The 25,518-nt window shown below is 65.4% G+C and carries 25 protein-coding genes; 21 read left to right on the top strand and 4 right to left on the bottom strand.

Going from position 1 to position 25,518, the window contains the following annotated elements; all coding sequences use genetic code 11:
• Positions 1-21: 21 nt before the first annotated feature.
• The gene (locus D1Y84_RS11365; RefSeq protein ID WP_124848682.1) at positions 22-948 is read left to right on the top strand and encodes an HAD-IIB family hydrolase; all 927 of its coding nucleotides are present in this window, start codon (positions 22-24) and stop codon (positions 946-948) included.
• A gap of 613 nt (positions 949-1,561) precedes the next feature.
• Here the strand turns inward: D1Y84_RS11365 and D1Y84_RS11360 are convergent.
• Entirely contained in the window at positions 1,562-2,302 is a 741-nt protein-coding gene (locus tag D1Y84_RS11360) for an SDR family oxidoreductase (protein WP_124848681.1), read from the bottom strand.
• Between the two features lie 464 nt (positions 2,303-2,766).
• Here D1Y84_RS11360 and D1Y84_RS11355 point away from each other — a divergent pair, with 464 nt between their 5' ends.
• From D1Y84_RS11355 to D1Y84_RS11265, 19 genes are all read left to right on the top strand, one after another.
• Entirely contained in the window at positions 2,767-3,840 is a 1,074-nt protein-coding gene (locus tag D1Y84_RS11355; protein ID WP_124848679.1) for a hypothetical protein, read from the top strand.
• Between the two features lie 3 nt (positions 3,841-3,843).
• A complete protein-coding gene (locus D1Y84_RS11350; protein WP_124848677.1) occupies positions 3,844-6,957 on the top strand; it encodes a sensor histidine kinase in 3,114 nt (1,037 codons plus the stop codon).
• Complete coding sequence (locus D1Y84_RS11345) at positions 6,926-7,549, top strand: response regulator transcription factor (RefSeq protein WP_124848676.1); 624 nt, start codon at positions 6,926-6,928, stop codon at positions 7,547-7,549. Before D1Y84_RS11350 ends, D1Y84_RS11345 begins: the two co-directional genes overlap by 32 nt.
• A 209-nt stretch (positions 7,550-7,758) precedes the next feature.
• The gene (locus D1Y84_RS11340; RefSeq protein ID WP_124848674.1) at positions 7,759-8,157 is read left to right on the top strand and encodes a hypothetical protein; all 399 of its coding nucleotides are present in this window, start codon (positions 7,759-7,761) and stop codon (positions 8,155-8,157) included.
• Positions 8,158-8,723: 566 nt separating this feature from the next.
• Complete coding sequence (locus D1Y84_RS11335; RefSeq protein ID WP_124848673.1) at positions 8,724-9,530, top strand: alpha/beta fold hydrolase; 807 nt, start codon at positions 8,724-8,726, stop codon at positions 9,528-9,530.
• Positions 9,531-9,614: 84 nt separating this feature from the next.
• Positions 9,615-10,304 carry an alpha/beta fold hydrolase gene (locus D1Y84_RS11330; RefSeq protein WP_124848671.1) on the top strand — a complete coding sequence of 230 codons (690 nt, stop codon included), beginning with the start codon at positions 9,615-9,617 and terminating at the stop codon, positions 10,302-10,304.
• A gap of 165 nt (positions 10,305-10,469) precedes the next feature.
• On the top strand, positions 10,470-11,234 hold the full coding sequence (locus D1Y84_RS11325) for a lytic transglycosylase domain-containing protein (RefSeq protein WP_124848669.1): 765 nt from the start codon (positions 10,470-10,472) through the stop codon (positions 11,232-11,234).
• A gap of 158 nt (positions 11,235-11,392) precedes the next feature.
• Entirely contained in the window at positions 11,393-12,484 is a 1,092-nt protein-coding gene (locus D1Y84_RS11320; RefSeq protein ID WP_124848667.1) for a lysylphosphatidylglycerol synthase transmembrane domain-containing protein, read from the top strand.
• Positions 12,485-12,752: 268 nt separating this feature from the next.
• Positions 12,753-13,238 carry a DUF1440 domain-containing protein gene (locus D1Y84_RS11315; protein ID WP_124848665.1) on the top strand — a complete coding sequence of 162 codons (486 nt, stop codon included), beginning with the start codon at positions 12,753-12,755 and terminating at the stop codon, positions 13,236-13,238.
• 132 nt (positions 13,239-13,370) lie between these two features.
• On the top strand, positions 13,371-14,045 hold the full coding sequence (gene nrdR, locus D1Y84_RS11310; RefSeq protein WP_124848663.1) for a transcriptional regulator NrdR: 675 nt from the start codon (positions 13,371-13,373) through the stop codon (positions 14,043-14,045).
• 19 nt (positions 14,046-14,064) lie between these two features.
• Positions 14,065-15,078, top strand: coding sequence for an isocitrate/isopropylmalate dehydrogenase family protein (locus tag D1Y84_RS11305; RefSeq protein WP_124848661.1), 1,014 nt, complete (start codon positions 14,065-14,067; stop codon positions 15,076-15,078).
• A gap of 50 nt (positions 15,079-15,128) precedes the next feature.
• Positions 15,129-15,416 carry a hypothetical protein gene (locus D1Y84_RS11300; RefSeq protein WP_124848660.1) on the top strand — a complete coding sequence of 96 codons (288 nt, stop codon included), beginning with the start codon at positions 15,129-15,131 and terminating at the stop codon, positions 15,414-15,416.
• Positions 15,417-15,484: 68 nt separating this feature from the next.
• The gene (locus D1Y84_RS11295; RefSeq protein ID WP_124848659.1) at positions 15,485-16,258 is read left to right on the top strand and encodes a carboxypeptidase regulatory-like domain-containing protein; all 774 of its coding nucleotides are present in this window, start codon (positions 15,485-15,487) and stop codon (positions 16,256-16,258) included.
• Positions 16,259-16,342: 84 nt separating this feature from the next.
• Positions 16,343-16,585 carry a type II toxin-antitoxin system Phd/YefM family antitoxin gene (locus D1Y84_RS11290; RefSeq protein WP_124848657.1) on the top strand — a complete coding sequence of 81 codons (243 nt, stop codon included), beginning with the start codon at positions 16,343-16,345 and terminating at the stop codon, positions 16,583-16,585.
• Complete coding sequence (locus D1Y84_RS11285; protein WP_124848655.1) at positions 16,582-16,968, top strand: type II toxin-antitoxin system VapC family toxin; 387 nt, start codon at positions 16,582-16,584, stop codon at positions 16,966-16,968. Before D1Y84_RS11290 ends, D1Y84_RS11285 begins: the two co-directional genes overlap by 4 nt.
• A 179-nt stretch (positions 16,969-17,147) precedes the next feature.
• Complete coding sequence (gene asd / locus D1Y84_RS11280) at positions 17,148-18,221, top strand: aspartate-semialdehyde dehydrogenase (RefSeq protein ID WP_124848653.1); 1,074 nt, start codon at positions 17,148-17,150, stop codon at positions 18,219-18,221.
• Between the two features lie 11 nt (positions 18,222-18,232).
• Positions 18,233-19,600 (top strand): lysine-sensitive aspartokinase 3, encoded by a 1,368-nt coding sequence (gene lysC, locus D1Y84_RS11275; RefSeq protein ID WP_233581351.1) that lies wholly within the window; start codon positions 18,233-18,235, stop codon positions 19,598-19,600.
• Between the two features lie 67 nt (positions 19,601-19,667).
• Positions 19,668-20,396, top strand: coding sequence for a 4-hydroxy-tetrahydrodipicolinate reductase (gene dapB, locus D1Y84_RS11270; protein WP_124848649.1), 729 nt, complete (start codon positions 19,668-19,670; stop codon positions 20,394-20,396).
• Between the two features lie 295 nt (positions 20,397-20,691).
• Positions 20,692-21,453, top strand: a complete 762-nt coding sequence (locus D1Y84_RS11265; RefSeq protein WP_124848647.1) for an SDR family oxidoreductase — start codon at positions 20,692-20,694, stop codon at positions 21,451-21,453.
• 209 nt (positions 21,454-21,662) lie between these two features.
• On the opposite strand, the gene D1Y84_RS11260 is transcribed toward D1Y84_RS11265, so the two are convergent.
• The 3 genes from D1Y84_RS11260 to D1Y84_RS11250 all read right to left on the bottom strand — a co-directional run bounded on the left by D1Y84_RS11260 (position 21,663) and on the right by D1Y84_RS11250 (position 24,148).
• Positions 21,663-22,262 (bottom strand): putative colanic acid biosynthesis acetyltransferase, encoded by a 600-nt coding sequence (locus tag D1Y84_RS11260; protein WP_124848645.1) that lies wholly within the window; start codon positions 22,260-22,262, stop codon positions 21,663-21,665.
• Entirely contained in the window at positions 22,259-23,095 is an 837-nt protein-coding gene (locus D1Y84_RS11255) for a glycosyltransferase family 2 protein (RefSeq protein WP_124848643.1), read from the bottom strand. Before D1Y84_RS11255 ends, D1Y84_RS11260 begins: the two co-directional genes overlap by 4 nt.
• A 90-nt stretch (positions 23,096-23,185) precedes the next feature.
• Positions 23,186-24,148: a glycosyltransferase family 2 protein gene (locus tag D1Y84_RS11250; protein ID WP_233581350.1), complete on the bottom strand. Its 963-nt coding sequence runs from the start codon at positions 24,146-24,148 to the stop codon at positions 23,186-23,188.
• A 183-nt stretch (positions 24,149-24,331) separates the two neighbouring features.
• Between D1Y84_RS11250 and dapA the strand changes: the two genes are divergently transcribed.
• Positions 24,332-25,285, top strand: a complete 954-nt coding sequence (gene dapA, locus D1Y84_RS11245) for a 4-hydroxy-tetrahydrodipicolinate synthase (RefSeq protein ID WP_124848641.1) — start codon at positions 24,332-24,334, stop codon at positions 25,283-25,285.
• The last annotated feature ends 233 nt before the right edge of the window (positions 25,286-25,518 follow it).

Raw genomic sequence — 25,518 nt, 5'->3', positions numbered from 1 at the left:
GTGGCCCGGTAGACTTGGCCCATGACTCCGCGCCCTGCCCACCTGCCCCCGGTTGCCCTTGTTGCGTTCGATATTGATGGAACCCTGCTGCCTACGCGTGGGGAGCAGATGAGCGCGCGCACGATTGCGGCGCTGCGTGCGGCGGTGGCGGCGGGGGTCGAGGTGGTGGTGGCGACGGGGCGTCGTGCGGCGTATGCACTGCCGCTGCTTGAGCCGGCGGGGCTTGCGCCGGAGACGGTGCTGATCTCGTCAAACGGGGCGTCGACGCGCGAGTTTGGCGGGGCGGAGATGCACCGGTTCTTTCTTGATCTCGCAACCTCGCGTGCTTTGTGTGCGGAACTGCGGCCGTTTGGCGGGACGATGGTGTTTACCTTCGACAAGGTGGGGCGCGGCGAGCTGGTGCTGGAGTCGCTGGAGCGGCTGCATGACCGGATAGCTCTGTGGGTGGATGCGAACCTGCCGTTTATCGAGCAGGTGGATCCGCTGGAGCGGGTGTTCGACCGGGGCGATGCGCCGATGCAGGGGATGATCTGCGGAACAGTGGCGCAGATGCATGCGGCGGAGACGCACCTGCTCACGACGCCGTTTGCAGCAAGGGTCGAGATGCACCGGACCGAGTATGTGGACAAGGACCTGAGCATCCTGGATATTTTGCCACTGGGCTGCAACAAGGGCGTGGCGCTGGCGCGGCTGGCCGAGCAGCGCGGGATTGCGCGGGAGAACGTGATGGCGGTGGGCGACAACTGGAACGACCTGGAGATGCTGCGCTGGGCCGGGCAGCCCGTGTTGATGGGCAACGCGGCGGAACTGCTGCATGCCGAGGCGGAGCGCGGCGGGTGGCAGGTGTGCGCGACCAATGATGAGGACGGCGCGGCGCAGGCGCTGGAACAGGCGCTGGAAGCGCTGGTGGAAGCGGGCAACGTGGCGGCCGAGGCGCAGACTGCTTAGCTGCTGGGCTTGAGGCCGTTGTCGAGAACGACTGCGAGTAAGTCAGCGCTGAGCATGGGTGTGCTTGAAGCTGGTCTTCGAAAAGGACTAGGCGGGTAACTCGCCTCAGGTCAAGAGTGCTGCACTTGAGGCGGGTCTGGAGCTGGACGATCGCGCCTCACTCAGCTTTGTTCAGCGTTGCTACGCTTGCGGCGGGTTCTTGAGAGGCCTGATTTGAGTGAGTCAGCGCTGCTTAGCGTGGGCGTGCTTGAGGCGGGTTCCGGGACCGTGTATTACGACTCATTGCCCGTGTTCAGCGTGGCTGAGTTCAAGGCGGCCTTTCGAGAAGGACGATCGTGAGCAAGTCACTCCGCTCAGCGTTGTGGCGCTCAAGGCAAGCCGCGGAGAAGGTCGGGCGCGGATCACTCACTTCCCTGCCTCCCTTTTGACTCTCCTCCCTGGTGTGGCAGCCACTCCCCTCCCGTTCAGGCCCTGAGATCTTTCAAGCCCACCCGCCACGAAGTGGCCGCGAGCCGCGCAGGCGGTTTTGTGCTGCTCGCGCCTGGACCGGCGCGCCTGCTTTACGTTGCAGGTGTGGTGGGCTTATGGGGGAAGCCCTGGCTTGCCGGGGGGCTCAGGCGTTGGTGCCTCCGTCGACCGTGAGGTTGGCGCCGGTGATGTAGGAGGCTTCGGGGCTGGCCACGAAGGCGACGAGCGAAGCGACCTCTTCCACGTGGCCGTAGCGGTGCAGCGCGGTGTTGGCGAGTTGCGGCGCGGCCCACTCCGCGGCTGCGGGGTTGAGGTCTGTGTCGATGGGGCCGGGCTGGACATTGTTGACGGTGATGCCGCGGGAGCCGACCTCGCGGGCGAGGCCCTGCGTGAACATCCTGAACGCGCCCTTGGTGGCTGCGTATGCGGTCATGCCGGGGGTCATGTCGCGCTCGCCGAGGCAGGAGCCAATGGAGATGATGCGGCCGTTGTCGGGCATGTGTTTGAGCGCGGCCTGCGCGGCGACCAGGACGCCGTGAAAGTTGATGTCGATCACGCGATCCATCTCCTCGAGCGTTGCTTCTTCAAACAGCCTGGGAAAGGCTGTGCCCGCATTGTTGACCAGCACGTCGATGTGTCCGAAGGTTGCGGCAGTTTTGTTCACCGCGGCAGCGACCGCTTCGGTGTCGGCTGCGTCGGCCTGGACGGCCAGGGCGCGCTGCCCGGTGGACTCGATTGCCGTGACCACGGCGGCGGCGGCCTGCGCGTCCCGGGCATAGGTGATGGCGACGTCTGCACCGTTAGCTGCGAGTCGCTGTGCGATGGCGGCGCCGATGCCGCGGGAACCACCGGTGATGAGTGCCACTTTGTTTGTGAGGGTGGGCATGGAAGCTGCTCCTTGAACGGTGCGGTTAGGCTGCGCGGCGCAGATGGACTCGCCGGCAGGGTGTGGTTGTGCATGCCAGTCGCCGGTGCGTGGCCCCCGCGTGTGTTTGCGGCTGCGCGAAGTTGCAGCTTTGCAGGCAGCAACGCTGCCCCCATGGGACGCCGCGCGGCGTGCGCGGGCCAGCCTGAACCGGGGAGTGCGGGGCTCCTCAGAGGCAGGGGATGGAGGCTCCCTCGAAAGAGTGAGCGGGTGTGAGCGGGAAGCACGTAGTCTGGGCGGGGCGGTGGAGCGGCTGGAGTAGACTGTGGGCGATTCCTGGGGCAGGTGCTGTGGGGCACTGGCGCGGTTGCACTTGCCTGCGATGGAGCGGCTGCACTGGTGTCTGGCCGCAAAGGAGATGGGCCAAAAGGGGCATGCGTGTGGGCTGGACGCCGGGGTTGCTGTGTGGAGAAAGGGCTAGCGCGATGGCCAGGATTGCCGGGAACCTCGCGTGCTGGGGCCTTCTGGCCTGTGCCTGTTTCTGCACGTGGGGCTGCCATGCGGGGCGCGCCCGCAGCGAACCGGTGCTGGTGTTTGACCAGGTGCCGTTGCCGGGGCCAAGCGGCGCGGGAGCCACGGGTGTGCTGCGCGGCCACGTGCGCGGCGCGCGTGCAGGGCAGCACGTGGTGCTGTATGCGCTGAGCGGGACGACGTGGTGGATCCAGCCGCTGACGATCCGGCCGCTGACCGAGATTGCCGCGGATGGAAGCTGGAGCAACGCGACCCATCTGGGCACACGCTATGCGGCGCTGCTGGTAAATCCAGGCTTTGTGCCCGCGCACCAGATGGAAACGCTGCCGGCGGAGAACCAGGAATATGCGGCGGTGGCGACCGTGGCGCCAAGCGGCGGGCCGGCGCCGGTGCAGCATCTCCGCTTCAGCAACTATGACTGGGACATACGAGAGATCGGGAGCGACCGCAACGGCTCACCCCATAACTACGACCTGGCGAATGCGAGCGTGGATGCGCGCGGCGCGCTGCACCTGCACATCACGCGCACGCCCAGCGGCTGGGCGTGTGCCGAGGTGGCGCTGGGGCGGAGCCTTGGGTATGGCACCTACGTGTTCTCAGTAGGGGACGTGGCGAGGATGGACCCGGCGGCGGTGTTGAGTTTCTTTACATGGGACGCGATGGGAACGGACCAGGACCGGCGCGAGATGGCCGCGGTGGTGAGCCAGTGGGGGAGCCCCAGGGGGAGCAACGCGCAGTACATTGTGCAGCCGTTCTATCGGCCTGCAAACACTTACCGGTACGTGGCGCCCGCGGGCGCGCTGACATTCATGCTGCGTTGGGACCCGTCGAAAACCACCTTCACCACGGTGCGCGGATCGGGCCCGGCCGGCAGGAGGACGACCATTGCCGAGCACGCGTTTACGTCGGATGTGCCGACGCCGAGGACCGAGTCGGTACACATCAACCTTTGCACCTTTGACTACACCCCGGCCCCGCAGCAGCAGGCCACCGAGGTGGTGGTGCAGCGGTTCCAGTTTCTGCCCTGAGCCATGCTGACCCTGCGCTCATGGCTGGTACTCGGCGTGGTGCTGCTTGGGTGGTGGGGCCGTGCCGCGTCGGCACTGGACCCGCACCGGGCGACGGTGCAGTACCTGCGCAGCACCTGGACCGAGGAGGACGGGTTCCCTGCCGGACAGGTGACCGCCTTTGCGCAGACGCCGGATGGCTGCCTGTGGATCGGAGGCGCGCGCGGGCTGGTGCGCTTCGACGGCCTGGGCTTTCACACGGTGCAGGAGTCAAGCCGGGGCGTGCCGATCACGCATGTGCTGGGCCTGGCGACTGATGCCGAGGGTGGGCTGTGGGTGTGGATGCAGGGCGCCAACATCCTGCGCTACTCGAACGGCCGGTTTGAGAACTTCGCTTCGAGGGCGATGCTGCCGGACGGGTATGTCACGGCGATGTCGGCAAGCCCGGACGGCGGCGTGCTGCTGGCCACGGTGGGGCAGGAGGTGTTCGCGTACCGCAGGGGACGCGTCGAGAAAGCGGGGTCGATCGCGGTGCCCGGAACGCTGATCCTGGCCACGGCAAAGACCACGGACGGCAGGCTATGGGTAGGTACCAGCGATAACGGATTGTTCTCGATGGAGCAAGGCCGCGCCGTGCAGCGCAGCGGGGGCTCTGGGCCGAAGAAGATCAACGTGCTGATGGCTGCGCCGGGAAACCGGCTTTGGGTTGGCACGGACGACGGGCTTTTTGCTTGGGACGGCGCACGGATCGGCAATGCCGGGGTGCCGCTCGCGCTGCGCAGCGGCCAGGTGTTTACGCTGGCTGCTGACCGCGACGGCAATGTGTGGGCGGGCACGACACGGGGACTGTTTCGGTTTGCGGCCGCGGCAGGCGGTGAGGCTGCACCGCCGCCGGAGGCCGAACGCACCGCGGTGGTGTGCACCGCGATGCTGGAAGACCGTGAGGGGGACCTGTGGATCGGCAGTGCCGCAGGGCTGCAACGCTGGCGGGACGGGGTGTTTGTGTCGTATGCAGGCACGGCGGGGATGCCGCGCGGCGATGGTGGGCCGATCTTTGCGGCGCCGGATGGACGCGTGTGGTTTGCGCCGGCGAGCGGCGGCCTGCGCTGGATGGAGCATGGCAGGGTGGAGCGCGCCCGGGTGGCTGCGCTCCAGGGCGACACGGTGTACTCAATCGCCGGCGTGGGCGACGCGGTGTGGGTGGGCGGGCAGCAGAGCGGGCTGACGCGCCTGAAGCGCGTCGGCGACGCGCTCACGAGCAGGACGTATACCCGGGCAGACGGACTGGCGCAGAACAGTGTGTATGCGGTGCACGCGAGCCAGGATGGGACCGTGTGGGCCGGGACGCTGAGTGCGGGCCTGAGCCGCTGGAAGGATGGGGAGTTTCGCACGTACACCACCGCCGACGGGCTGGCGGCGAACACCGTCACCGCGATTGCCGAGGACGATGGGGGCGCTGTGTGGGTCGCTACGCCGAACGGGGTGAGCGTGCTGCGCGGGGGCACGTGGCGGACGTTGCGGGTGGAGGATGGGCTGCCCTCGAACGAGGTGACAGCGCTGCTGCGGGAGCGGTCGGGGCCTGGGAACGCGGGGCGCGGCATGTGGATCGGCACCGCGGATGGGCCGGTTTTGTTTGCGGCGGGCGTGCTGCACCGGCTGCCGCATGTGCCTGCGCCGCTGCAGCAGCCGGTGCTGGGCATGGCAGAGGACAGCGCGGGCTCGGTGTGGTTCGCGATGCCGGACCAGGTGCTGCGGGTCGACGCTGCGAAGCTGACGGCGGGCACGCTGGACGCGGCAGAGGTGCGCCGGTACAGCCGCGCGGATGGGCTGCTTTCGACCGAGGGCGTGCGGCGCTCCCGTTCGATGCTGGAGGACAGGGATGGACGGGTCTGGATCTCTACGCGCAGCGGGCTTGCCGCGGCCAGCCCGGTGGATTTTGCGCGGCCTGCAGCGGCGGCGGTGGTGCAGATCAAGGCGCTGCTGGCGGACGGGCGCACGGTGCCGATAGGGGACGCGCGGGTGCCTGCCTCGCAGCAGCGGCTGCTGTTGCAGTTCGCAGGGGTAAGCCTGGCGATGCCGGAGCGGGTGCGCTACCGCTATCGGTTGGACGCGTTTGACAAGGGGTGGAGCGAGGCCACGGACGCGCGCGAGGCGGACTACACCCATCTCGATCCGGGCACGTACCGCTTCCACTTGATCGCGTCGAACGGCGAAGGGGTGTGGAACTCCGCAGATACTTCGCTACCTTTTGTGATCGAGCCAGCGCTGTGGCAGACATGGTGGTTCCGGCTATGCGCGGCGGGGCTGGTGGTGCTTGCGATGTGGTGGGCGCACAGGCTGCGCACTCTGCAGCTGGCGAGCCAGTTACACATCCGCTTTGAAGAGCGACTGGCCGAGCGCATGCGCATTGCGCAGGACCTGCATGACACGTTGCTGCAGGGATTCCTGAGCGCGTCGCTGCAGCTCGACGTGGCGGCGGAGTACGTGCCGCGCGAGTCGCCGGCAGCGCCCATGCTCCGGCGGGTGCTGGCGCTGATGCGCCAGGTCTCAGAAGACTGCCGCAGTGCGCTGATGACGCTACGCACGGGGGTGCGCTTCAGCCACGACCTGGAGAGTGGCCTGGCCGCCGTGCCGCAGGAGCTGGGACTGGAAGGGACGGCGGCCTATCGCATCGTGGTGAATGGCTCGCCGGAGGCACTGGAGCCGCTGTGCAGCGACGAGGTGTTCCTGATCGGCCGCGAGGCGGTGTTGAACGCGTACCGCCATGCGCAGGCTTCGCTGATCGAGGTGGAGTTGGTGTACAAGAGTGCGGGCCTGCACCTGTTCGTGCGCGATGACGGGATCGGCATTGCGGAAGCGATCGTGCAGTCGGGCAAAGAGAAACACTGGGGCCTGACGGGCATGCGCGAGCGCGCCGCCAAGACAGGCGCACAGCTCAGGATCTGGACGCGTCCCGCAGAAGGCACAGAGATTGAACTGATTGTGCCGGGGCACATGGCGTATGTGCGCAGTGGGCGGCGGGGATGGTGGGCACGGGTGCGGGCGCGGTTCGCCCCTGCGCTGCGAGCGCAGGGGCAGAAGTCTTTGGAAAAGGAACAGGTGCGTGATGAACCAGCCGATCAGAATACTTATCGTTGACGATCATCCCTTGCTGCAGGAAGGGATCGTGATGGTGGTGGAACATGAGCCGGACATGCAGGTGGTGGGCTCGGCCGCGACCGGGCGCGAGTCGATTGCTTTGTGCGAGCGCCTGCAGCCCAACCTGGTGTTGATGGACCTGCGCCTGCCGGATATCAGCGGCATCGATGCGATGATCGCGATTCGCGCGAAGTGGCCAACTGTGAAGGTCATCCTGCTGACGACGTTTGCCGGGGATGCGGAGGTGAACCGCGCGCTCAAGGCGGGTGCGGCGGGTTACCTGCTGAAAACGATGCCGCGCAAGCAGATCGTGGAGTCCATACGGCAGATCCACGCGGGACGGCGGCGCATCGATCCGGGTGTCGCAGCGAACCTGGCGGAACACATGGGGCTGGAAACGCTGAGTCAGCGCGAAGTCGAGATCCTGAAGCAGGTGGCGGAGGGCAATCGCAACAAGGAGATTGCGCACCAGTTCGCGTTGTCTGAGGAGACGATCAAGAGCCACATGAAGAACATCCTGGAGAAGCTGGGCGCGAGTGACCGGACGCAGGCGGTTTCGATCGCGGTGCGCCGGGGCATTATGCAGCTTTGAATTTTGCGTGGGCTGCGTTGTGTGGGCTGGTGGCACGCGTGCTGGCCGCGGGCTTTGTCGCGCGATTCTAGAGTGTGTGGAATGGTTGCGGGTGCGTTGCATCGCAAGCTCCACGTTGCCGTGGTGCCGGTCACTCACTTGAGGGATGCCGTGGTCCGCCTTGCTGGCTAAGCTTGGAGGGGATGTGGCTTGTCGGTGGGAGGCTGTTGGTGCAGCGATTATTTTTTGCGTTTCCCGCTGGACTGCCTGGAGCCGGACTGTTGCTGCTGCGCGTGGCCGTGGCGATGCAGAGTGTGCAGGACGCACAGGTGTTTCTGTTGTGGATGGCCATGCCGCTCTCCGTGCTCGTGGTGCTGCGCGTTGTTTCGTTCCTGGCGGTGCTCTGCGTTCTGATCGGCGTGGCTACACCGATCGCGTCGCTGACGCTGAGCCTTGAAGCCGCACTGGCGCTGCTGCTGTGTTCGCTGCGCGGTGCCGCGCCCGCGTTGCATGCGTCGCTACTGTTGCAGCTGTCGGTGATCACCATGGTGCTGGCCGCGGTGGGCCCGGGTGCGTTCTCGCTGGATGCGCGCCTGTTCGGGCGGCGCGAGATCATGCTGCACGATTGACGCCGGCGTTGCCGCGCGGCTCTCGCTCGATCTCTCTCAACGTGTCGCAAATGGTGCAATGCCTGCGCTCGATGGCAGGCCATTGCACTCACTCGATGCAGTGACGGTTTGCTCGCTTCACAGGGGCTGAGCAGATTGGTCGCAAGCGGCGAGCATGGCTTCAACAGGGTGCTGCCATGACGGCTTCAGCGAATGCTTCCGCGACTGCATCAGCAACTACTTCAGCACACTTCTCGCAAGGGGTTTGCTCGCTACCGATGGGTCACCTTGCCGCGGTGAGTTCCTGGACGCGGGCATGGTTGCAGAGCGGCTTGCAGATGATCGCATCCCCGCGAGGGGTAAGCGACGGGGTGGCAGCCGCGCTGCTGCTGGTTGCGTGTCGTGCGCGATGTGGGCGCCACCTGAGTGGTTCCCTCGGTACAGAGCTGTTGCCGGCGGTGCCGGCAACAGAGGAAAACACCCGCGCGGATCCAGAGTGATCCCCGCGGTCCGTCCCGCAGGTTGTGGCTCGCCAACACGCACGCAGGACGCTGCCCTTCCACGCTTCGCAACCAGAAAGGAACACTATGCCGCTCCGCTCCGTGTTGTTCGTCCTCAGCCGCGCGATCGTGCTCTTCCCGTTCGCTGTGCCATCGTTTGCTCCAGCACGCGCCTGGGCAGCGACTCCCATCAAGAACGTCGTGCTGGTGCACGGCGCATGGGCCGATGGATCGAGCTGGTCAAAGCTTGTGCCGTTGCTGGAGGCGAAAGGGCTGCACGTGGTGTGCGTGCAGAACCCGTTGACCTCGTTTGCGGACGATGTGGCGGCGACCCGGCGCATCATCGACGCGCAGGATGGCCCGGTGCTGCTGGTGGGCCACTCGTATGGCGGAGCGGTGATCACGGAAGCCGGCAACAATGCCAAGGTGGCAGGGCTGGTGTACGTGGCGGCGTTTGCGCCGGACGCCGGCGAGTCGTCGGGCAGCCTGGGCAAGTCGTACGGGCCGACGCCTGGCGTGAGCGAGCTGCGCCCGATTGAAGACGGCTTCCTGGTGTTGACGCCCACGGGAGTGCTTGAGGATTTCGCCCAGGACCTGCCGGAGGCGGAGAAGGCCATCCTGCTGGCGACGGAGACGCCGACGCAGGGAGCGGTGCTGGGCGCGTCGATCACCACGGCTGCGTGGCACGAAAAGCCGAGCTGGTTTGTGGTGGCAACGCACGATCGCATGATCTCGCCGGACCAGGAACAGGCCACGGCCAAGCGCATGCATGCCACGGTGTTGACGCTGCCGACGAGCCACGTGCCCATGCTTTCCAAGCCGAACGACGTGGCCGACTTTATCGGGCAGGCCGCCGGCGGCCGGGGCACAGCCCCAACAGCCACCGGGAACTAGTGGGCGGCGTGCTCGTTGTTAGCAACCCGCAGGCAGGGGCTGCCATGGAACAAGGGATCTCCACAACAACGCAATGGAGGAAGTGTGAGCAAAGCAAACATCCTGTTGGTACACGGAGCCTGGGCCGATGGCTCGTGCTGGAGCAAGGTCATTCTGTTGCTGCAAGCCAAGGGCTACACGGTGACGGCGGCGCAGATTCCGCTTGTGTCGCTGGCGGAGGACATAGCAGTGACGCAGCGGCTGCTGGCTGAGCAGGCAGAACCAACCGTGCTGGTTGGGCACTCGTACGGAGGCGCGGTGATTACCGGGGCGGCCACGGCGACGCCGCAGGTGAAGGCCCTGGTGTACGTCACCGCCTTCGGGCTGGCCGAAGGGGAAAGCCTGGCGTCGCTTGCGAGCCAGGGACCGCCGCCGCCCGGTGCCGCGGCTGTGAAACCGGATGCCCATGGCTTCCTGTGGATTGAGCGGGAGCAACTTCACAAGGTGTTTGCGGGCGATGCCACCGACGACGAGGCGGCGGTGCTGGCCGCGGTGCAGAAACCGCTCAGCGTGGCTGCCTTTGAAGAAAAACAGGGTACCCCGGCGTGGGCGACGATTCCCTCCTGGTACCTGGTCTGCACGGAGGACCAGATGATTCCGCCGCCCGCGCAGCAGTTCCTGGCCGAGCGCATGCAGGCGACGGTGCACTCGGTTCCGTCGAGCCATTGCCCGTTCCTGTCCCATCCGCAGGCCGTGGCGGACATCATCGCGCTTGCAGCCGAGTCGGTGGGCTAGCCGGGACGAACAGCCGAGAGTGGGCCGGGCCACGGTGATGCAAGCGGGGGGAGACTCGGCCTGGTTGCAGTGGGTGCGCCGGGTGGTGCGCGCGGTGTGACCGCCGGGTTGGGGATGGGCGCGCCTCCCCGAAATACTACCCGGCACCGTGGTAGGCTTTGCCCAATGCTCTCCCTGTTCCATGCCCCGTACCGGGTCGCCCTGCTGGCGACGGCGCTGCCCGCCCTGATTGCCCCGGCGGCGCTGGCGGCCGAACACATTACGCTGCGGAACGGGTATGACCTGGTCTGCGATCACCGCGTGGTGGAGGGTGAGCGCACTCGCTTGTACCTTGACCAGGTGGCGGCGGACTACGTGGAAGTGCGTACCGACGATATCGTTGCCGCCGAAGCCTTTACCCCGATGGTGCCGGCGCAAGCGGCGAGCACGACGCCGCTGGTTGTTGCGGCGCAGCAGGCGGGCGGGACACCCCCAAAAACACCCGAAAACCTGACCGGCGCGGAACTGCACGAGGTACTGGCAGGAGCAGGCGCTGCGCATGACCTCGACGTAGACCTGCTGGCCAGCGTGGTGCATGCCGAGAGCAATGGCCGGGTGCATGCGCGGTCGCACGCCGGCGCCGAAGGGCTGATGCAGCTGATGCCGGGTACCGCCGCGGCGCTTGGCGTGCATGACAGCTTTGCGCCCGCCGAGAACGTAGGCGGAGGCGCGGCGTACCTAGGCTCGCTGCTGCAGCGATACCACGAGAACCTGGCCTACGCGCTGGCAGCTTACAACGCCGGACCGGGTGCGGTGGACCGCTGGCACGGGGTGCCACCTTATCGCGAGACACGGGCCTATGTTGCCCGGATCATTCATGAATTTAACCAGCGCTACGCCGCTCGCCAGGCGATGACGCTTGCGGCTGCCGTGCGCGTCACCAAGCCTTGACCTCGCGCCGCCGGGAGCTTTGAGGATCAGCTTCGAGCCAGGACTTTGCGCCGGTTCGCGAGTCCGGTCTGCAAGCGCCGCTCCGAGTCCGGGCGTCCACTACAGCTTGAGCCAAGGCAGAGCACCATGCGCCACAATGTTTCGCAGGAGAACCAGCGTTGAAAGAGAAAAGCAAGGGACCCAACCGCACCACACTCGGCATTGCGGTGCTGGTGATTCTGGCAGTGGGCGTTTTCCTGCTGCGGGGCCGCATTCATTTTGACTGGGGCACCTTTGTGAACCAGCTACGGCTGGCGGACTGGAAGCTGTTCGGGGTGGGAGTGCTGCTGATCTGGGGCGGCTACGTGATCCGTGCGGTTCGCTGGGCGGCGCTGCTGCGGCCGACCAAGCGGGTGAGTGGCGTGTCGCTGCTGGGCACGCAGGTGATCGGCTTTACGGCGGTGGCGCTGTTCGGGCGGCTGGCCGACCTGGTGCGGCCATACCTGGTGGCTCGCAGGACCAACATTCCGTTGACCGCGCAGGTGGCGGTGTACACGGTGGAGCGCATGTTCGACATGGGCTCGGTGGCGCTGATTTTCGCGCTGGTGCTGCTGTTCGCGCCGGATCGTCACACGCTGCCGCATGCGGACCGGATCAACCACACGGCGCTGCTGGCGCTGGCGGTGGTGATCGTGTTTGTGGGCTTTGCAGTGTTTGTGCGGGCTGCGGGCAAGCAGGTGGCGGAGCTCATGGGACGCAGCGTGGGTTCGCTTTCCCCGAAGCTGGGTGCGAGTGTGCGCGAGAAGATCCTGGTGTTCCGGGAAGGTCTGAACGCGATCAACTCGTTTGGCGGCTTTGTGCAGGCGCTGGTGCTGTCGCTGGTGATGTGGATGATGATTGCGTACTCGTACCTGGAGACGCTGCGGGCGTTTACGGCGTCGGCGGAGCTGGCGCACATGACGCTGTCGCGCTGCATGCTGCTGATGGCGACCAGCACCGCGGGGTCGCTGATCCAGTTGCCGATCATCGGGTGGTTTACGCAGATCGGCATCGTGGCCAAGGCGATGCAGAGCTTCTTCAACGTGGCGCCGGAACCGGCGCTGGGTGCGGCGGCGATGCTGCTGGTGGTGACGTTTATGAGCATCATCCCGGTAGGGCTGGTGTGGTCGCGGTTTGAGCACGTGTCGCTGAAGAAGCTGACCGAGGAGAGCGAGACAGCGGCAGAGACGCTGGACCAGCCGGTGAAGCCGGAGTTTGTGCCTGAGGCGTAAGTGCCGGTGTGGGTGCAGCAACAGAAAAGCGACCCTGCAGGGTCGCTTTTCTGTTGCTGAGAAGTCTTGTGGGTGGGTCGGCGGGGCCGGAACAAGCGTCGCCAGTAAGACACGTGGTGCGCACGCATCGAAGTACCGGGTCGGCCATAGGGTCCTTGCCCCGCGACTTGATAGATAGGATTCGGGTGGGCGGTGTGGCGTTGCCAGCGGGTTGGAGTGGATACCGGGCGAGCTTTTCTGTGGAGCAACAAGCCGCATCAGACAGAGCATGAGCAAGACACCCTCGCAACACGTGCCTCCTTCGTTTCATAAAGCGCTGCTTGCCGGGCTGGCGGGCGGGCTGGTTGGGTCAGCCACCAAGACGCTGGCCGAGAAGCTGGTGCCGCCGCGCACCCAAGGGCAGGAGCCTCCGCCGAAGCTGGTGGTGGAGCGCGCCGCCAGCGCTGCCGATGTGCCGCTTGAAGGCACGGCCAAGAAGGTTGCGACGGAGAGCCTGCACTGGGGCTTCGGGACGCTGACCGGCGGGCTGTATGGGCTGGCGGCGGAGTACCAGCCGCGCACCACGGCTTGGCGCGGCGCGGCGTTTGGGCTGGCGGTGAACCGGATGATGCATGAGGGACTGCTGCCGCGTACCGGGCTGGTGGAACCGGTGGCGGAGCAGCCGGCGCAGGAGCGGGTGAGTGAGTGGTTTACGCACCTGGTGTATGGGGTATCGGTGGAGCTGGTGCGGCGTGCGGTGCGGAAGCGGTTGTAGGCGGGTCGAGGGTGCGGATGCCGGGTCTGGTGGTACCCACGTCTCGAATTCGAGACGTGGTGCGCCAGTGTTGTTGCGGACGGTGGCAACAACGTCCTGGTGTCGCGTGCGGTAAGATAAGCGGCACTGACTATGAAGTGCCCTTTCTGCGGTTTCGCACAGGATCGTGTCGTGGATTCGCGAGAGATCGAAGAGTCCGCCGCGGTGCGCAGACGCCGGGAGTGCGACCGATGCAACAAGCGTTTCACCACGTATGAGCGGATCGACGAGATCCCGTACATGGTGGTTAAGAAAGATGGACGCCGCGAAAAGTTTGACCGGCAGAAGATGCTGACCGGGCTGCAGCATGCGTGCGAGAAGCGGCCCATTGCGATGCGCCAACTGGAGCAGGTTGCCGATGCCGCCGAGGCGTACCTGAGCGAAGCGCCGGACCGCGAGCGCTCCACCGCAGAGCTGGGCGAGCTGATCATGGATGGGCTCAAGAAGCTCGACACGATTGCCTATATCCGCTTTGCGAGTGTGTATCGCGAGTTCAAGGACGCTGCCGAGTTTCGCGATGAGCTGGAGCAACTGGTACAGGCCGCGACCGCGGATGCGGTGAAAGATGCGATCTCAAAGGCGGTGAAAGAAGCTGGGGGCGGGGATGCTGCGCTTGCGAAGCCGCCGGGTTCTGCGCTGCCCCGGCCGGGCGCGACGCCTGCGTCCGCTTCTTCGCTTCCGTCTTCACAGTCGGCCCAGTCCTCTCAGCCATCCCCTGAAACAGAGTCGCCAGCGAATCCTGCGGCGACCGCCGCCACGCCGGCGTAGGAGCCGCAGCCAAACACTTATGAGCCAACACACAATCACCCTGATCCCCGGCGATGGCATTGGTCCTGAAGTGACCGACGCTACCGTACGCATTGTTGAGACCGCAGCCAAGCAGCACGGCACCACGTTCAGCTGGGAGCGGCATGATGCCGGGGCCGATGCGTTCGCCAAGACCGGCGAGTATATCCCGAAGGCGCTGTATGACTCGGTGAGCACCACCAAGGTTGCGCTGAAGGGACCGGTGACAACGCCGATTGGTTCGGGGTTCAAGTCCATCAACGTGACGCTGCGCAAGCAGTTTGACCTGTATGCGAACTTTCGCCCGATCAAGAATCTGCCAGGACTCAAGACGAAGTACCCGGATGTGGATTTGATCATTGTGCGCGAGAACACCGAGGGGCTGTACGTGGGGCTCGAGCAGGAGATTGTGCCGGGGGTGTGCACGTCGCTCAAGGTGACGACCGAGAAGGGCTCGACGCGGATCGCAAAGTTTGCGTTTGAGTACGCGGCAAAGCATGGCCGCAAGAAGGTGCACTCGATCCACAAGGCCAACATCATGAAGCTCACCGATGGCCTGTTTCTGAAGTGCGCGCAGGCGGTGGCGAAGGATCATCCGGAAATCCAGTATGCGGAGCACATTGTGGACAATGCCTGCATGCAGCTGGTGACCAACCCGTACCAGTACGACGTGATGGTGATGGAGAACCTGTACGGCGACATCTTGAGCGACCTGTGCTCGGGGTTCGTGGGCGGCCTGGGGCTGGTACCAGGCGCAAACCTGGGCGAGCATGCGGCGATCTTTGAAGCGGTGCACGGCTCGGCACCGGACATCGCGGGGCAGGACAAGGCCAACCCGACGGCGCTGCTGCAGTCGGCGGTGTTGATGCTGCGGCACCTGGATGAGACGGCCACGGCGGACAGCATCCAGGGGGCGATCGATGCAGTGTATGCGGAGGGCAAAACGCTGACACGCGATGTCGGGGGTACTTCGGGCACGAGCGCGTTCGCGGATGCCATTGTTGCCGCGCTGTGATCGGTAACAACACGTGCTACAAACGGTGAGTCGGAGGACCAACACAAGCCATGCATTTTCTGCCGCTCTGGTTCCTGGTGCTGAGCCTCTTTCTCCCGCGTGTGGCGCTGTTTCTGGGCTGGATGTCGCACTGGCGGTTCCCGGTGGCGCCGGCGCCGGTGGGCGACTTGCTGAGCCCCGTGCTTTGGCTGGTGCTGCCGCGGCTGCTGGTGCTGATCATGATCTTCTTCAGCCAGGGCATCTCGCTGTGGTTTGTGCTGCACCTGCTGGCGGCGTTCGGGGTGTTCGGGTTCGGCACGCACCGGACGGTGTACCGCGACCGGTACCGGGACCGCTAGTCGCCGGGTGAAACCGGCCCGGGTCGTTGCCCGGGGGATGGCCGCCGGCGCGGGCGTAGCATAACTGTATGTCTCCTGTTTCGAACCGGCTCCATACATGGCAGCGCGGCTGGCTTGCGGCAGCGCTTGCCGCCGCGGCGGTGCTGCCTCTCGCGGCGTGCAAGCCCGGCACGCTCGGGCCTTCTAAGGACTTTACCCAGATCGACTATGCGCACGGCGGAGTTGTGACCGGAGTGGTGCAGTACGCGGAGACGCCACCCAAGCCGGTCGAGATCGACATGGCGCAGGACCCGGTGTGCGCGATGAGCCCCACCAGCATGTTCGACGACTACGTGGTGCATGATGGCGGACTCGCGAACGTGATGGTGTACATCGAGAGTGGGCTGGGCAACAAGGCGTACCCGATCCCGCGGCAGCCCGCGGTGATGGACCAGACGGGATGCCGGTTTGAGCCGCACGTGATCGGCGCAATGGTGGGGCAGGGTGTGCACTTTCTGAACTCCGACAACACGGTGCACAACGTGCACATGTCGCCGACCCACCCGGGCAACAATGCGTTTGACGTGTCGCAGCAGGCGCATGCGGACCCGGTGACGCGCTATTTCACGTCGCCGGAGACAATGATCCCGGTCCGGTGCAACAGCCACCCGTGGATGCATGCATACGTGAACATCCTGCCGAACCCCTTCTTCGCGGTAACGGATGCGCAGGGCCGGTTCACGATCAAGGGACTGCCGCCGGGGACGTATACGCTGGTGGCCGTGCATGAGAAGGCCGGGAAGCAGACGGCGACGATCACGGTGAAGGCGGATGGGACTGTGCAGCAGGGGTTCAAGTTTTAGGTTTTGCTGTGCCGGGGCGAAGTTTGCTGGGTCCGGTTCGGCGCGTGTCCTTGTAGACTAAGTTAGTCCACCGAGGAGCGCGCTATGGAATACACGGTGCATGAGGCGAAGACCCAGTTCTCCAAGCTGCTGGCAAAGGTCGCGGCGGGGGAAGAGGTGACGATTACGTCCGGCAAGGAGCGGAAGCCGGTGGCGCGGCTGGTGAAGCCGGCGAAGGCTGCGCCGCGGCGGCTGGGCTGGCTTGCAGGTAAGGCTCCGATTATTGGTCCCGAATTTTGGGAATCATTGCCAGATGAGGAACTCAAAGCCTGGGAGGGCGGCGAGTGAGGTACCTGCTGGATACCCACACGCTGCTCTGGACAGTGCTTGACCCTTCTCACCTTTCGGAGACCGTGCGCTCGCTGGTCGAGGCGCCGCAAAACCAGGTCTACGTGTCGGCAGCGTCCAGTTGGGAGATTGCGACGAAGTACCGGCTCGGCAAGCTCCCGGTGGCGGAGCCGCTGCTGCAGGGCTTTGAGGAGCAGCTTGAGCATGCGGGATTTTCGCTGCTGTCGATCACCAGCGAGCAGGCTCGGCTGGCCGGGAGCTTTGACGCGAAGCACCGTGACCCCTTTGACCGCGTGCTTGCAGCGCAGGCGATCCTGGAGGAACTTGTGCTGCTGAGCCTGGACCAGCAACTCGACCAGTTCGGGGTGCGCCGCATCTGGTAACAGCGCTGCGCGGCAAAGCACAAGGCCGCGGTCTCGATGGGAGTAAAAGCCGGTACACTTACCGGAAAGCCAGCGCTTCAGTCCTCTTCCCTCAAAAGCGGCGAAGCATCGAGCTTCCGGCGAGGTGCGCGTGTGCGCCGCTGGAAAATTGCTGGGTTCAGGGAGACACACACAGCAGCATGCAACAGGTTGATATTGGCATACTGGGCGCCACCGGCATGGTGGGGCAGCGTTTTCTGGAACTCCTCGCAAACCATCCCTGGTTCAACGTGACGTGGCTGGCGGCGAGCGACCGCTCGAGCGGCAAACCCTACGGCGAGGCCGTGCGCTGGAAGCTGTCGACGCCGCTGCCGGAGCGCTATGCGGCCATGCCGCTTTCGCCGGCCGTGCCGGACGAGCATACGCCGCGCGTGATTTTTGCCGCGCTCGATACGGACATTGCGCTGGAACTGGAGCCGCGGTTTGCCAATGCGGGCTGCGCGGTGATCTCGAACTCGGCCGCGTTTCGCATGGAAGCGCACACGCCGCTGGTAATCCCGGAAGTGAACGAGGGGCACCTCAGCATGGTGCGCCACCAGAGCTGGGCGGATGGCGGGTATGTTGTCACGAACCCCAACTGCTCGGCAATTGGACTGGTGCTGGCGTTGAAGCCGCTGGAGGCGACGTTCGGCATCGAGAGCCTGTTTGTGACGACGATGCAGGCGATCTCGGGCGCGGGCTACCCGGGCGTGGCGTCGCTGGACATCCTGGGCAACGTGGTGCCGTTTATCCGCAATGAAGAAGAGAAGATGGTGGCCGAGACGGCGAAGCTGCTGGGCGGCGTGTCGGACGCGGGTGAGTCGCTGCCGCTGGCGCTGCGCATGACGGCGCACTGCAACCGGGTCGCGGTGGAAGACGGGCATACGGAGTCGGTGTCGATCAAGCTGCGCAAGCCGGCGACGGCGGAGCAGATCCTGGAATGCTGGCAGCAGTTCCGGCCGTTGAGCGGGCGCGGGTTGCCCTCGGCGCCGGAGCAGCCGGTGGAGTACCTGCACGCGGAAGACCGGCCGCAACCGCGCCTGGATCGGATGCGTGGCGGCGGCATGGCCTCGGTGGTGGGTCGTTTGCGGCCCTGCACGCTGCTGGACTGGAAGTTCACGGTGTTGTCGCACAACACGATTCGCGGGGCCGCGGGTGCGGCGCTGTTGAACGCAGAACTGCTGCACCAGCAGGGTCGTTTAGTGCCGGATAGAGCTGCGCGGGGTGCCCGATGAAGTACGTGGTGATGAAGTTTGGCGGGACCTCCGTGGAGGATGCGGCGGCGATGCAGCGCACGACCGCGATTGTGGCCGGGCGGCGCACGTTGGAGCAGCAGCCGATCGTGGTGGTATCTGCCATGGCCAAGGTTACAGATCAACTGTTGCTGGCAGCGGCGACTGCGGCGCGTGGTGAGCGCGAGTCGGCGCTGGCGATCTCGGAGCGCTTGCTGGTGCGCCACCAGGCGGTGGCAATCGAACTTGGGGTAGACGGCGGCTGGCTGGCGCAGGAATTTGCGGCGCTGGACGAGATCTTGCGCGGGCTGGCGGCGGTGGGCGAACTGACGCCGCGCATCAACGACATGATCGTGTCGTATGGCGAGCGGTTGTCGAGCCGGATCATCGCGGCGGCGTTTGCCCAGCAGGGGCTCGACGGCGTGCACGTGGATGCGCGCACGTGCATCATCACCGACGCGCAGCATATGAAAGCGGTGCCGAACGATGCGCGCATCGAGGAGCAACTGCGCAAGTTTGTGCTGCCGCATGCGGATGCGCGGCGGACCGTGGTGATGGGCGGGTTTATCGGTTCGACCGAGCAGGGTGTGACGACGACGCTGGGACGTGGCGGCTCGGATTACACGGGCGCGCTGGTGGGCGCGGGCGTGAACGCGGAAGCAATCGAAATCTGGACGGATGTGAATGGGATCATGACGACGGATCCGCGCGTGGTGCCGACGGCACTGCGGGTGCGGTCGATCTCGTTTGAAGAGGCGGCGGAGCTCGCGTACTTCGGCGCGAAGGTGCTGCACCCGGCAACGATTCTGCCGGCGGTGAAAAAGAACATCCCAGTGCTGGTGTTGAACTCGCGCAATGCCGCGAACGAGGGCACGCGCATCCAGGCGCTGGCGCCGCCGTGCCGCAATCCTGTAAAGTCGATTGCCGCGAAGAAGCGGCTGACGATCGTGGACGTGGTGGCGAGCCGCATGCTGATGACGCACGGCTACATGAAGGCGATCTTCGACATCTTCGACAAGCACAAATGCGTGGTGGACATGGTCTCGACCTCGGAGGTTTCGGTGTCGCTGACTGTGGATTCGAACGAGGCGCTGCCTGCGATTACGGCGGACCTGTCGATGCTGGCGGATGTGAAGTACGAGGGGCGCAAGGCGCTGGTGTGCCTGGTGGGCGAGGACATTCGCGGCCACTCGGGCACGGCGGCGCGGCTGTTCAACGCGATCAAGCACATCAATGTCCGGATGATTTCGCAGGGCGCGAGCGAGATCAACATGAGCTTCATGATCGACGAGGACGACGTGGAAGAAGCGATTCGGTCGCTGCATGCGGAGTTCTTTTCAGACCCGGATCCAACGATCTTCGACGTCGAAGGCCTGGCTTAGTCTTTCAAGAGTACCCGCCACGAAGTGGCCGCAAGCCGCGCAGGCGGTCTTAGCTTGTTGAGGATGCATGTCGAATTTCCTGGTTCTAGGTCGCGGTAAGACCGGCTCGGCTGTCGCGCAGGTGGTGCGGCAGCGCGGGCATGATCTGCAGGTGGTGACGTCGGAAGACAACCATGGCGGACGGGCACTGACGCCGGGTTTTCTCGCGTCGATTGACGTGGTGGTGGACTTTACGACGCCGGAAGCGGTGGTGGACAACCTCCGCATGCTGTTGCCGCAGGGTGCGAAGGTAGTGGTCGGCACGACCGGCTGGTATGCCGCGCTGCCGGAGCTTGCGGCGCTGGCCGAGGCGCATGGCGCTTCCCTGCTGCATGGCACGAACTACTCGCTGGGCGTGCAGGCGTTTTTTCGTGCGGCGAAGCAGCTGGCGGCAGCGCTGCCGGGGTATGCGCTGGAGATTGAAGAGACGCACCACGTGACCAAGAAGGATGTGCCCTCGGGCACCGCGTTGACGCTGCAGCGCATCGTGCAACAGGCCGCGGGGCTGGCGCGGGAGCAGACCGCTTGGCAGTTTGCGCCGGAGTCGGAGGCGCCGATTACTTCGCATCGCGAGGCCGATGCCGCCGGACTGCATGTGCTAACGCTGTCGTCGCCGGAAGAGGTACTAACGCTTCGACACGAGGCGTTCTCGCGGATGGGATTTGCGAATGGTGCGGTGCGGGCGGCGGAGTGGCTGGTGGCGCGGGAAGCGCCGGGCGTGTGGGACTTTGCTGACGTTGCGACGGAGCTGAGCTAAGGCAAGCCCCCCTTCAAACCAAGTTGCCCAGCGCGGCTTGCGGCCAGTGCGTAGCGGATCTTGTTTGAACAAGAAGCAAACGGGCGACGACCAACTCGTCCCACCTATTTTCCCGTTGCGTGTCTCACAAGGAAGGGCATCGGTGACTCTTGGCGTCTACACCCATCGTGTTTCAGCATGGCCAGGATCCGACTGCAGCGCTGCGGTACAGCAGGTCGAGAGGCGAACGCTTCGTTCAGGAATTAAGTCGATTCCAACCCGTACCGCCATGCATCTAGTACGGCGAGGAGGGACCATGAAAATCTCAGGCAATACCATCCTAGTCACAGGAGCCACCAGCGGTATCGGCCGCGCCCTTGCCGAGGCACTGCACGGCAAGGGAAACAAGGTCATTATCGCCGGGCGGCGACAGGCACTGCTGGACGAGGTCACCGGGCGCAATCCCGGGATGACCGGTATCGCTGTGGACTTAAGTGACACTGCGGCCATTGCGAAGTTCGCGGAGTCGGTGAAGGCACAGTTCCCTCAATTAAATGTATTAATCAACAACGCGGGGATCGCCGGGCACGAGGACTACACGGCAGATGCGGTCGATCTTGAGCGCGCTTACAGCACGATCCAAACCAACATCACCGGCGTTGTGCAACTGTCGGCGGCACTGCTGCCCGTGCTGCGGGCACAGCCGCACTCGACGCTGATGGTGACCACTTCCGGGCTTGCGTTTGTTCCCTACCCGCCGGGTCCGGTGTACAGCGCGACCAAGGCCTTTATGCATAACTGGCTCGATGCGCTGCGCGTGCAACTGCAGAAGACCAGCGTTGAAGTGCTGGAGCTCGCGCCGCCGTATGTGCAGACAGAGCTGGGCGGTCCGCAGCAAGCCAGCGATCCGCGTGCCATGCCTCTTGAGGCATACACCAGCGAGGTGATGCAGATCCTGGAGCAGAACACTCTCGAGAAGGGCGAAATCCTGGTCGAGCGAGTGAAGCCTTTGCGTACCGCAGAGAAGGATGGCAAGTACCAGGAGTTTCTCGACATGTTCGCAGCGATGCACGTTTAGGCACCCGCACGAGCCGCCGCGCTTCAGTGAGCCAGTTGCGGCTCACCCCAAGCAAAATCCTCGCACGGGAGGCGCTCACTTCGTGGGGAGTACCCCGCAGACACAAAGGCCGCTCTCGGAACCACGAGGGCGGCCTTTGTATCTGATCCCTGGGCTCATCTCGAAGTGAGCATGAGCGGCAACAGCGCTGGGCCAGCAGGTTTAGCTATTCAGCGACATTCGGCAGGCACGGCTGTGCGTTCGCGTTCGCGGATTTTCTTTGCGGGGACGCCGGCGTAGACGCCAAAGGGTTCGAGGTCGCGGGTGGCGATGGAGCCGAGACCCAGGATCGCGCCGTTGCCGAGGTTGACGCCGGGCGACACGATGGCACGGGCGCAGACCCAGGAGTAGGCGCCGAACCGCATTGGAGCCGAGGTGAGTGGGAAGGTGGGGTCGTTGTAAGTGTGGGTGGCGCCGCAGACGTACGCTCCCTGCGAAACGATGGCGTGCGAGCCGAAGTAGAAGGGCGAAGGGTTGTAGAGCTCGGCATCGTCGGCGAGCGAGACGCGGTCTTCGCAGACCAGGTTCCACGGGGCCCAGATGCGGCCCTTGGCGTAGAAGTGGCACTTGTCGCCGAGCTTGGCGCCGAAGAGGCGCAGGAGCATGGCGCGCCAGGCATGCATCGGGCGCGGCGTGGGGCGGTAGAGCAGAGCGTAGGTGATGCCCCAGACCAGGCGCATGATCCGGTTGCGGCGGGAAAAAGCCGCACGCAGGGTTGGGTCGGCGACTTGTGCGGCAGATGGGTCGGGGGATGTGGCTGGCTCGATCATCGTTGCTTTTTCGATCCTTTGGCTTCCTGCAGTTCGCGGGTCTTGAGCACAATCAGCCACTCGTAGAAGGCCTGCAGCGTGGAGTAGACGAAGCCGGCGCGGCCGTCGAGGATGCCGCGTCGATAGAACATGAGGTAGGCCCAGCGCATGAGCGGGCGGCCGGGCAGCGAGTAGAAGATGGCCTTCCGTGCGGCGTGCTTGTCGTTGAAGTCTTTCGCAAAGAAGGCTTTTTTCCAGGAGACTTCCCCGGCGTAGGCGCTGGCAGCAACGATTTTGGCTTCGCCGGAGGAGTAGCTGTTGTGCTTGGCGACCCAGTGGGTAAGGCCCTTAGAGAACGGGTAGTGGTCGAAGTAGGCGTCTTCGATGTCCACGATGGAGCCATCGACCTCGACAACCTCGTTGACCTCGCGGCGGAAGCGTGTGCGGCCGAGACGCAGCACGCGGATGTAGAAGGGCGTGGTTTGCGCGTGCTTGAGCCACTGGCCGAGGAAGTGATCGCGGCGACGCAGGCGGAAGGCGTCGACCTCGGCTGGAGCGGCAGCGGTGCGGGCGGCAAGCACGCGCTGCATCTCGGGGTTGGCGCGTTCGTCGGCGTCGAGGATTAGCAGCCAGGGGTAGCGATAGGCGACGGTGAGCAGCCCGGCGTTGCGCTGCGCGGCGTAGGAGTCAAATGCGCGCTGGTGCACGTGCGCGCCGTGCTCGCGGGCTATCTCGACGGTGCGGTCGGTGGAGAAGGAGTCGAAGACGTGCACGTCGTCGGACCAGGCGACGGAGGCGAGACAGCCGGGCAGGTCAAGCTCTTCATTTTTGGTGATGATCAGGACGGAGAGCATGGGCTCGGGGTTGGCTCGCTTTCACCGGGGGCTGTGCCCGGAAGCCAGTGAACTGGTTCCGGTCAACTGCAGTGTACCGGGAGCACTGCCTCAAGCGCGGTCGCATGCTAAAGCTTCCTCGCGGTACAGGTGACCTTGGCTACCGGCTGCCGTGGCTACGGCGGCAGCCGGCGCGGGCGGCAGCGTGGGATGCGTGGCGACCAGATGCGTGGGCATGGAGGCGGCGAGCCGCTCGCGTGTTTTGAGCACGATCTGCCACTCGTAAAAGGCCTGCAGCGTGGCGTAGGCGATGCCGGCGGTGCCGTCGAGCAGGCCGCCGCGCGCGACCAGGATGTAGAGCCAGCGCACCAATGGTCGCGCAGGCAGCAGGTAAAAGATGGCCTTGCGGGCGCGATGGCGGGTGTGGAAGTCGGGGTGGAGCAAGGCGGTGTGAAGGCTGGCTTCGCCGCGAAAAGCGCGGTCGGCGACGATCTCGGCTTCCATCGACGAGTACTGGTTGTGCTTCTCAAACCAGCGGGCGAGGCCCTTGGAAAACGGGTAGTGCTGGAAGCTGCCGCGCAGGGTGCGGGTCTCGCCGTCGGTCTCCAGGAACTCGTTGATGGCACGGGTGTAGCGCACGCGGCCGAGGCGGACGAGACGGGGATAGAGCGACAGGATCTGGGCGTGGCGCAGCGGGCGGTTGAAGAAGTGGTCGTGCCGCCGGATCCGGAAGGCAGCCACGGGGGGCTCGTCGGAAAGCGGAAGCGCGGCCACGGCGGCCGTGGCTTCCGTCCAGAGCTCGGGGTTGATGCGTTCGTCAGCATCAAGCACCAGCACCCATGGGTGGCGGAACGGGACGGTATCGAGGGCGGCGTTGCGCTGGGCGGCGTAGGAGTCAAACGCGCGCTGGTGCACGTGCGCACCGAACGCCCGGGCAATTGCGCATGTGTTGTCGGTGGAGCAGGAGTCGAACACATGCACGTCGTCGCAGCACGCGACAGACTGGAGGCACGCCGGTAGGTCCTGCTCTTCGTTCCGGGTCAGGATCAGGGTGGAGATCAGATTGGAAGTCATGGACGCCCTCGCGGTGGGTTGCGGGCAGGCGGGCCCGCATGGTGCTGCCGGGCTTATCGGCAGCGGGTGCGTCGGCTGCAGCATGCCGGCGACGCGGGGGCTCGCGCGATGCAGGATCGGGAAACGCGCGGTGCGGGCTCCGCATTTTGGGCGCGGGAATGCGCGGTATAGACTCGGGAAGGTATGAAACTGGTTGGATGTGGAACAGCGCTGGTGACCCCGTTTCGCGCCGATGGCGCGGTAGACGAACCGGCATTGCGGGCTTTGGTGGACTGGCAGATCGGTCAGCCGCAGGAGGCGGGCAGCACGGAAAAGCTGCCGGCCGGCGTGGACTGGCTGGTGGCCTGCGGCACCACGGGAGAAACACCGACGCTCTCGCACGCGGAGTGGGCACAGGTGATCCGGGTGGTTGCGGCGCAGGCGGCATTGCGCGTGCCGGTGTGGGCGGGCTGTTCGAGCAACTCAACGCGCGAGGCTGTGGAGCGCGCGCAGGAAGCAGCGGCGATCCCCGGTGTTTCGGCGATTTTGACGGCAAACCCGTTCTACAACAAGCCTGGACAGGAAGGGCAGTTTCAACATTTCCAGGCAGTGGCGCAGGCGGTCGCGCCGTTTCCAGTGGTGCTGTACAACATCCCGGGACGCACCGGGGTGAACCTGGAGCCTGCAACGGTAGTGCGGCTCGCGGAGAGCTGCGACAACATCGTGGCGGTCAAGGAGTCGAGCGGCAACATGGCGCAGATCGCCGAGCTGCTGTGCCTGCTGCCGCGCACGTTCCAGGTGTATGCCGGGGACGATGCGATGTGCCTTGGCGTGCTGGGAGCCGGCGGCGCCGGGCTGATCTCTGTGACCTCAAACGTGCTGCCCCGAGAGATTGCCGGGTTGGTGCAGGCGGCGCTGCGCAATGACTGGGCGACCGCGCGCAGCCTGAATCACACGTGCTTTCCCCTGATGGTGGCAAGCTTCCTGGAGCCGAGCCCCGGACCGGTGAAAGCGCTGCTGGCGATGATGGGCAAACTGCACGAGACGTATCGCCTGCCGATGATGCCGGTAACCGCGGCGACGCGAGAGCGGTTGCATGCGCTGGCCAGTGGGCTTGGACTCCTGGACCAGGTCGAGTCCGCGGCCGCGGCGCGCTAGGCAGCCGACCGCGGTGGTGCTGCGTTACGACGCCGCGCTTGTTTTCATCAGGGGGTGCGGCCGCCGGCATGCACCGAGGCGCGCACAACCGGGCGCTGCGTGCCCCTGCTGATCGTTGTGGTGCCTGTAGAACGGGTGCAGCAATCAGCGCGACAAAGCGTAGCGTGTTGAGCGGCTTGCCCCGGGTTACAGGACTTGGGCGGCCGCTACTGTTTTCATTACAACGAAAAGAA

This window comes from Acidipila sp. EB88, assembly GCF_003858395.1.
Taxonomy (GTDB): Bacteria; Acidobacteriota; Terriglobia; order Terriglobales; family Acidobacteriaceae; genus EB88.
Note: the sequence above shows the minus strand (reverse complement) of the source record. Positions and strands in the feature narration are given on the sequence as shown.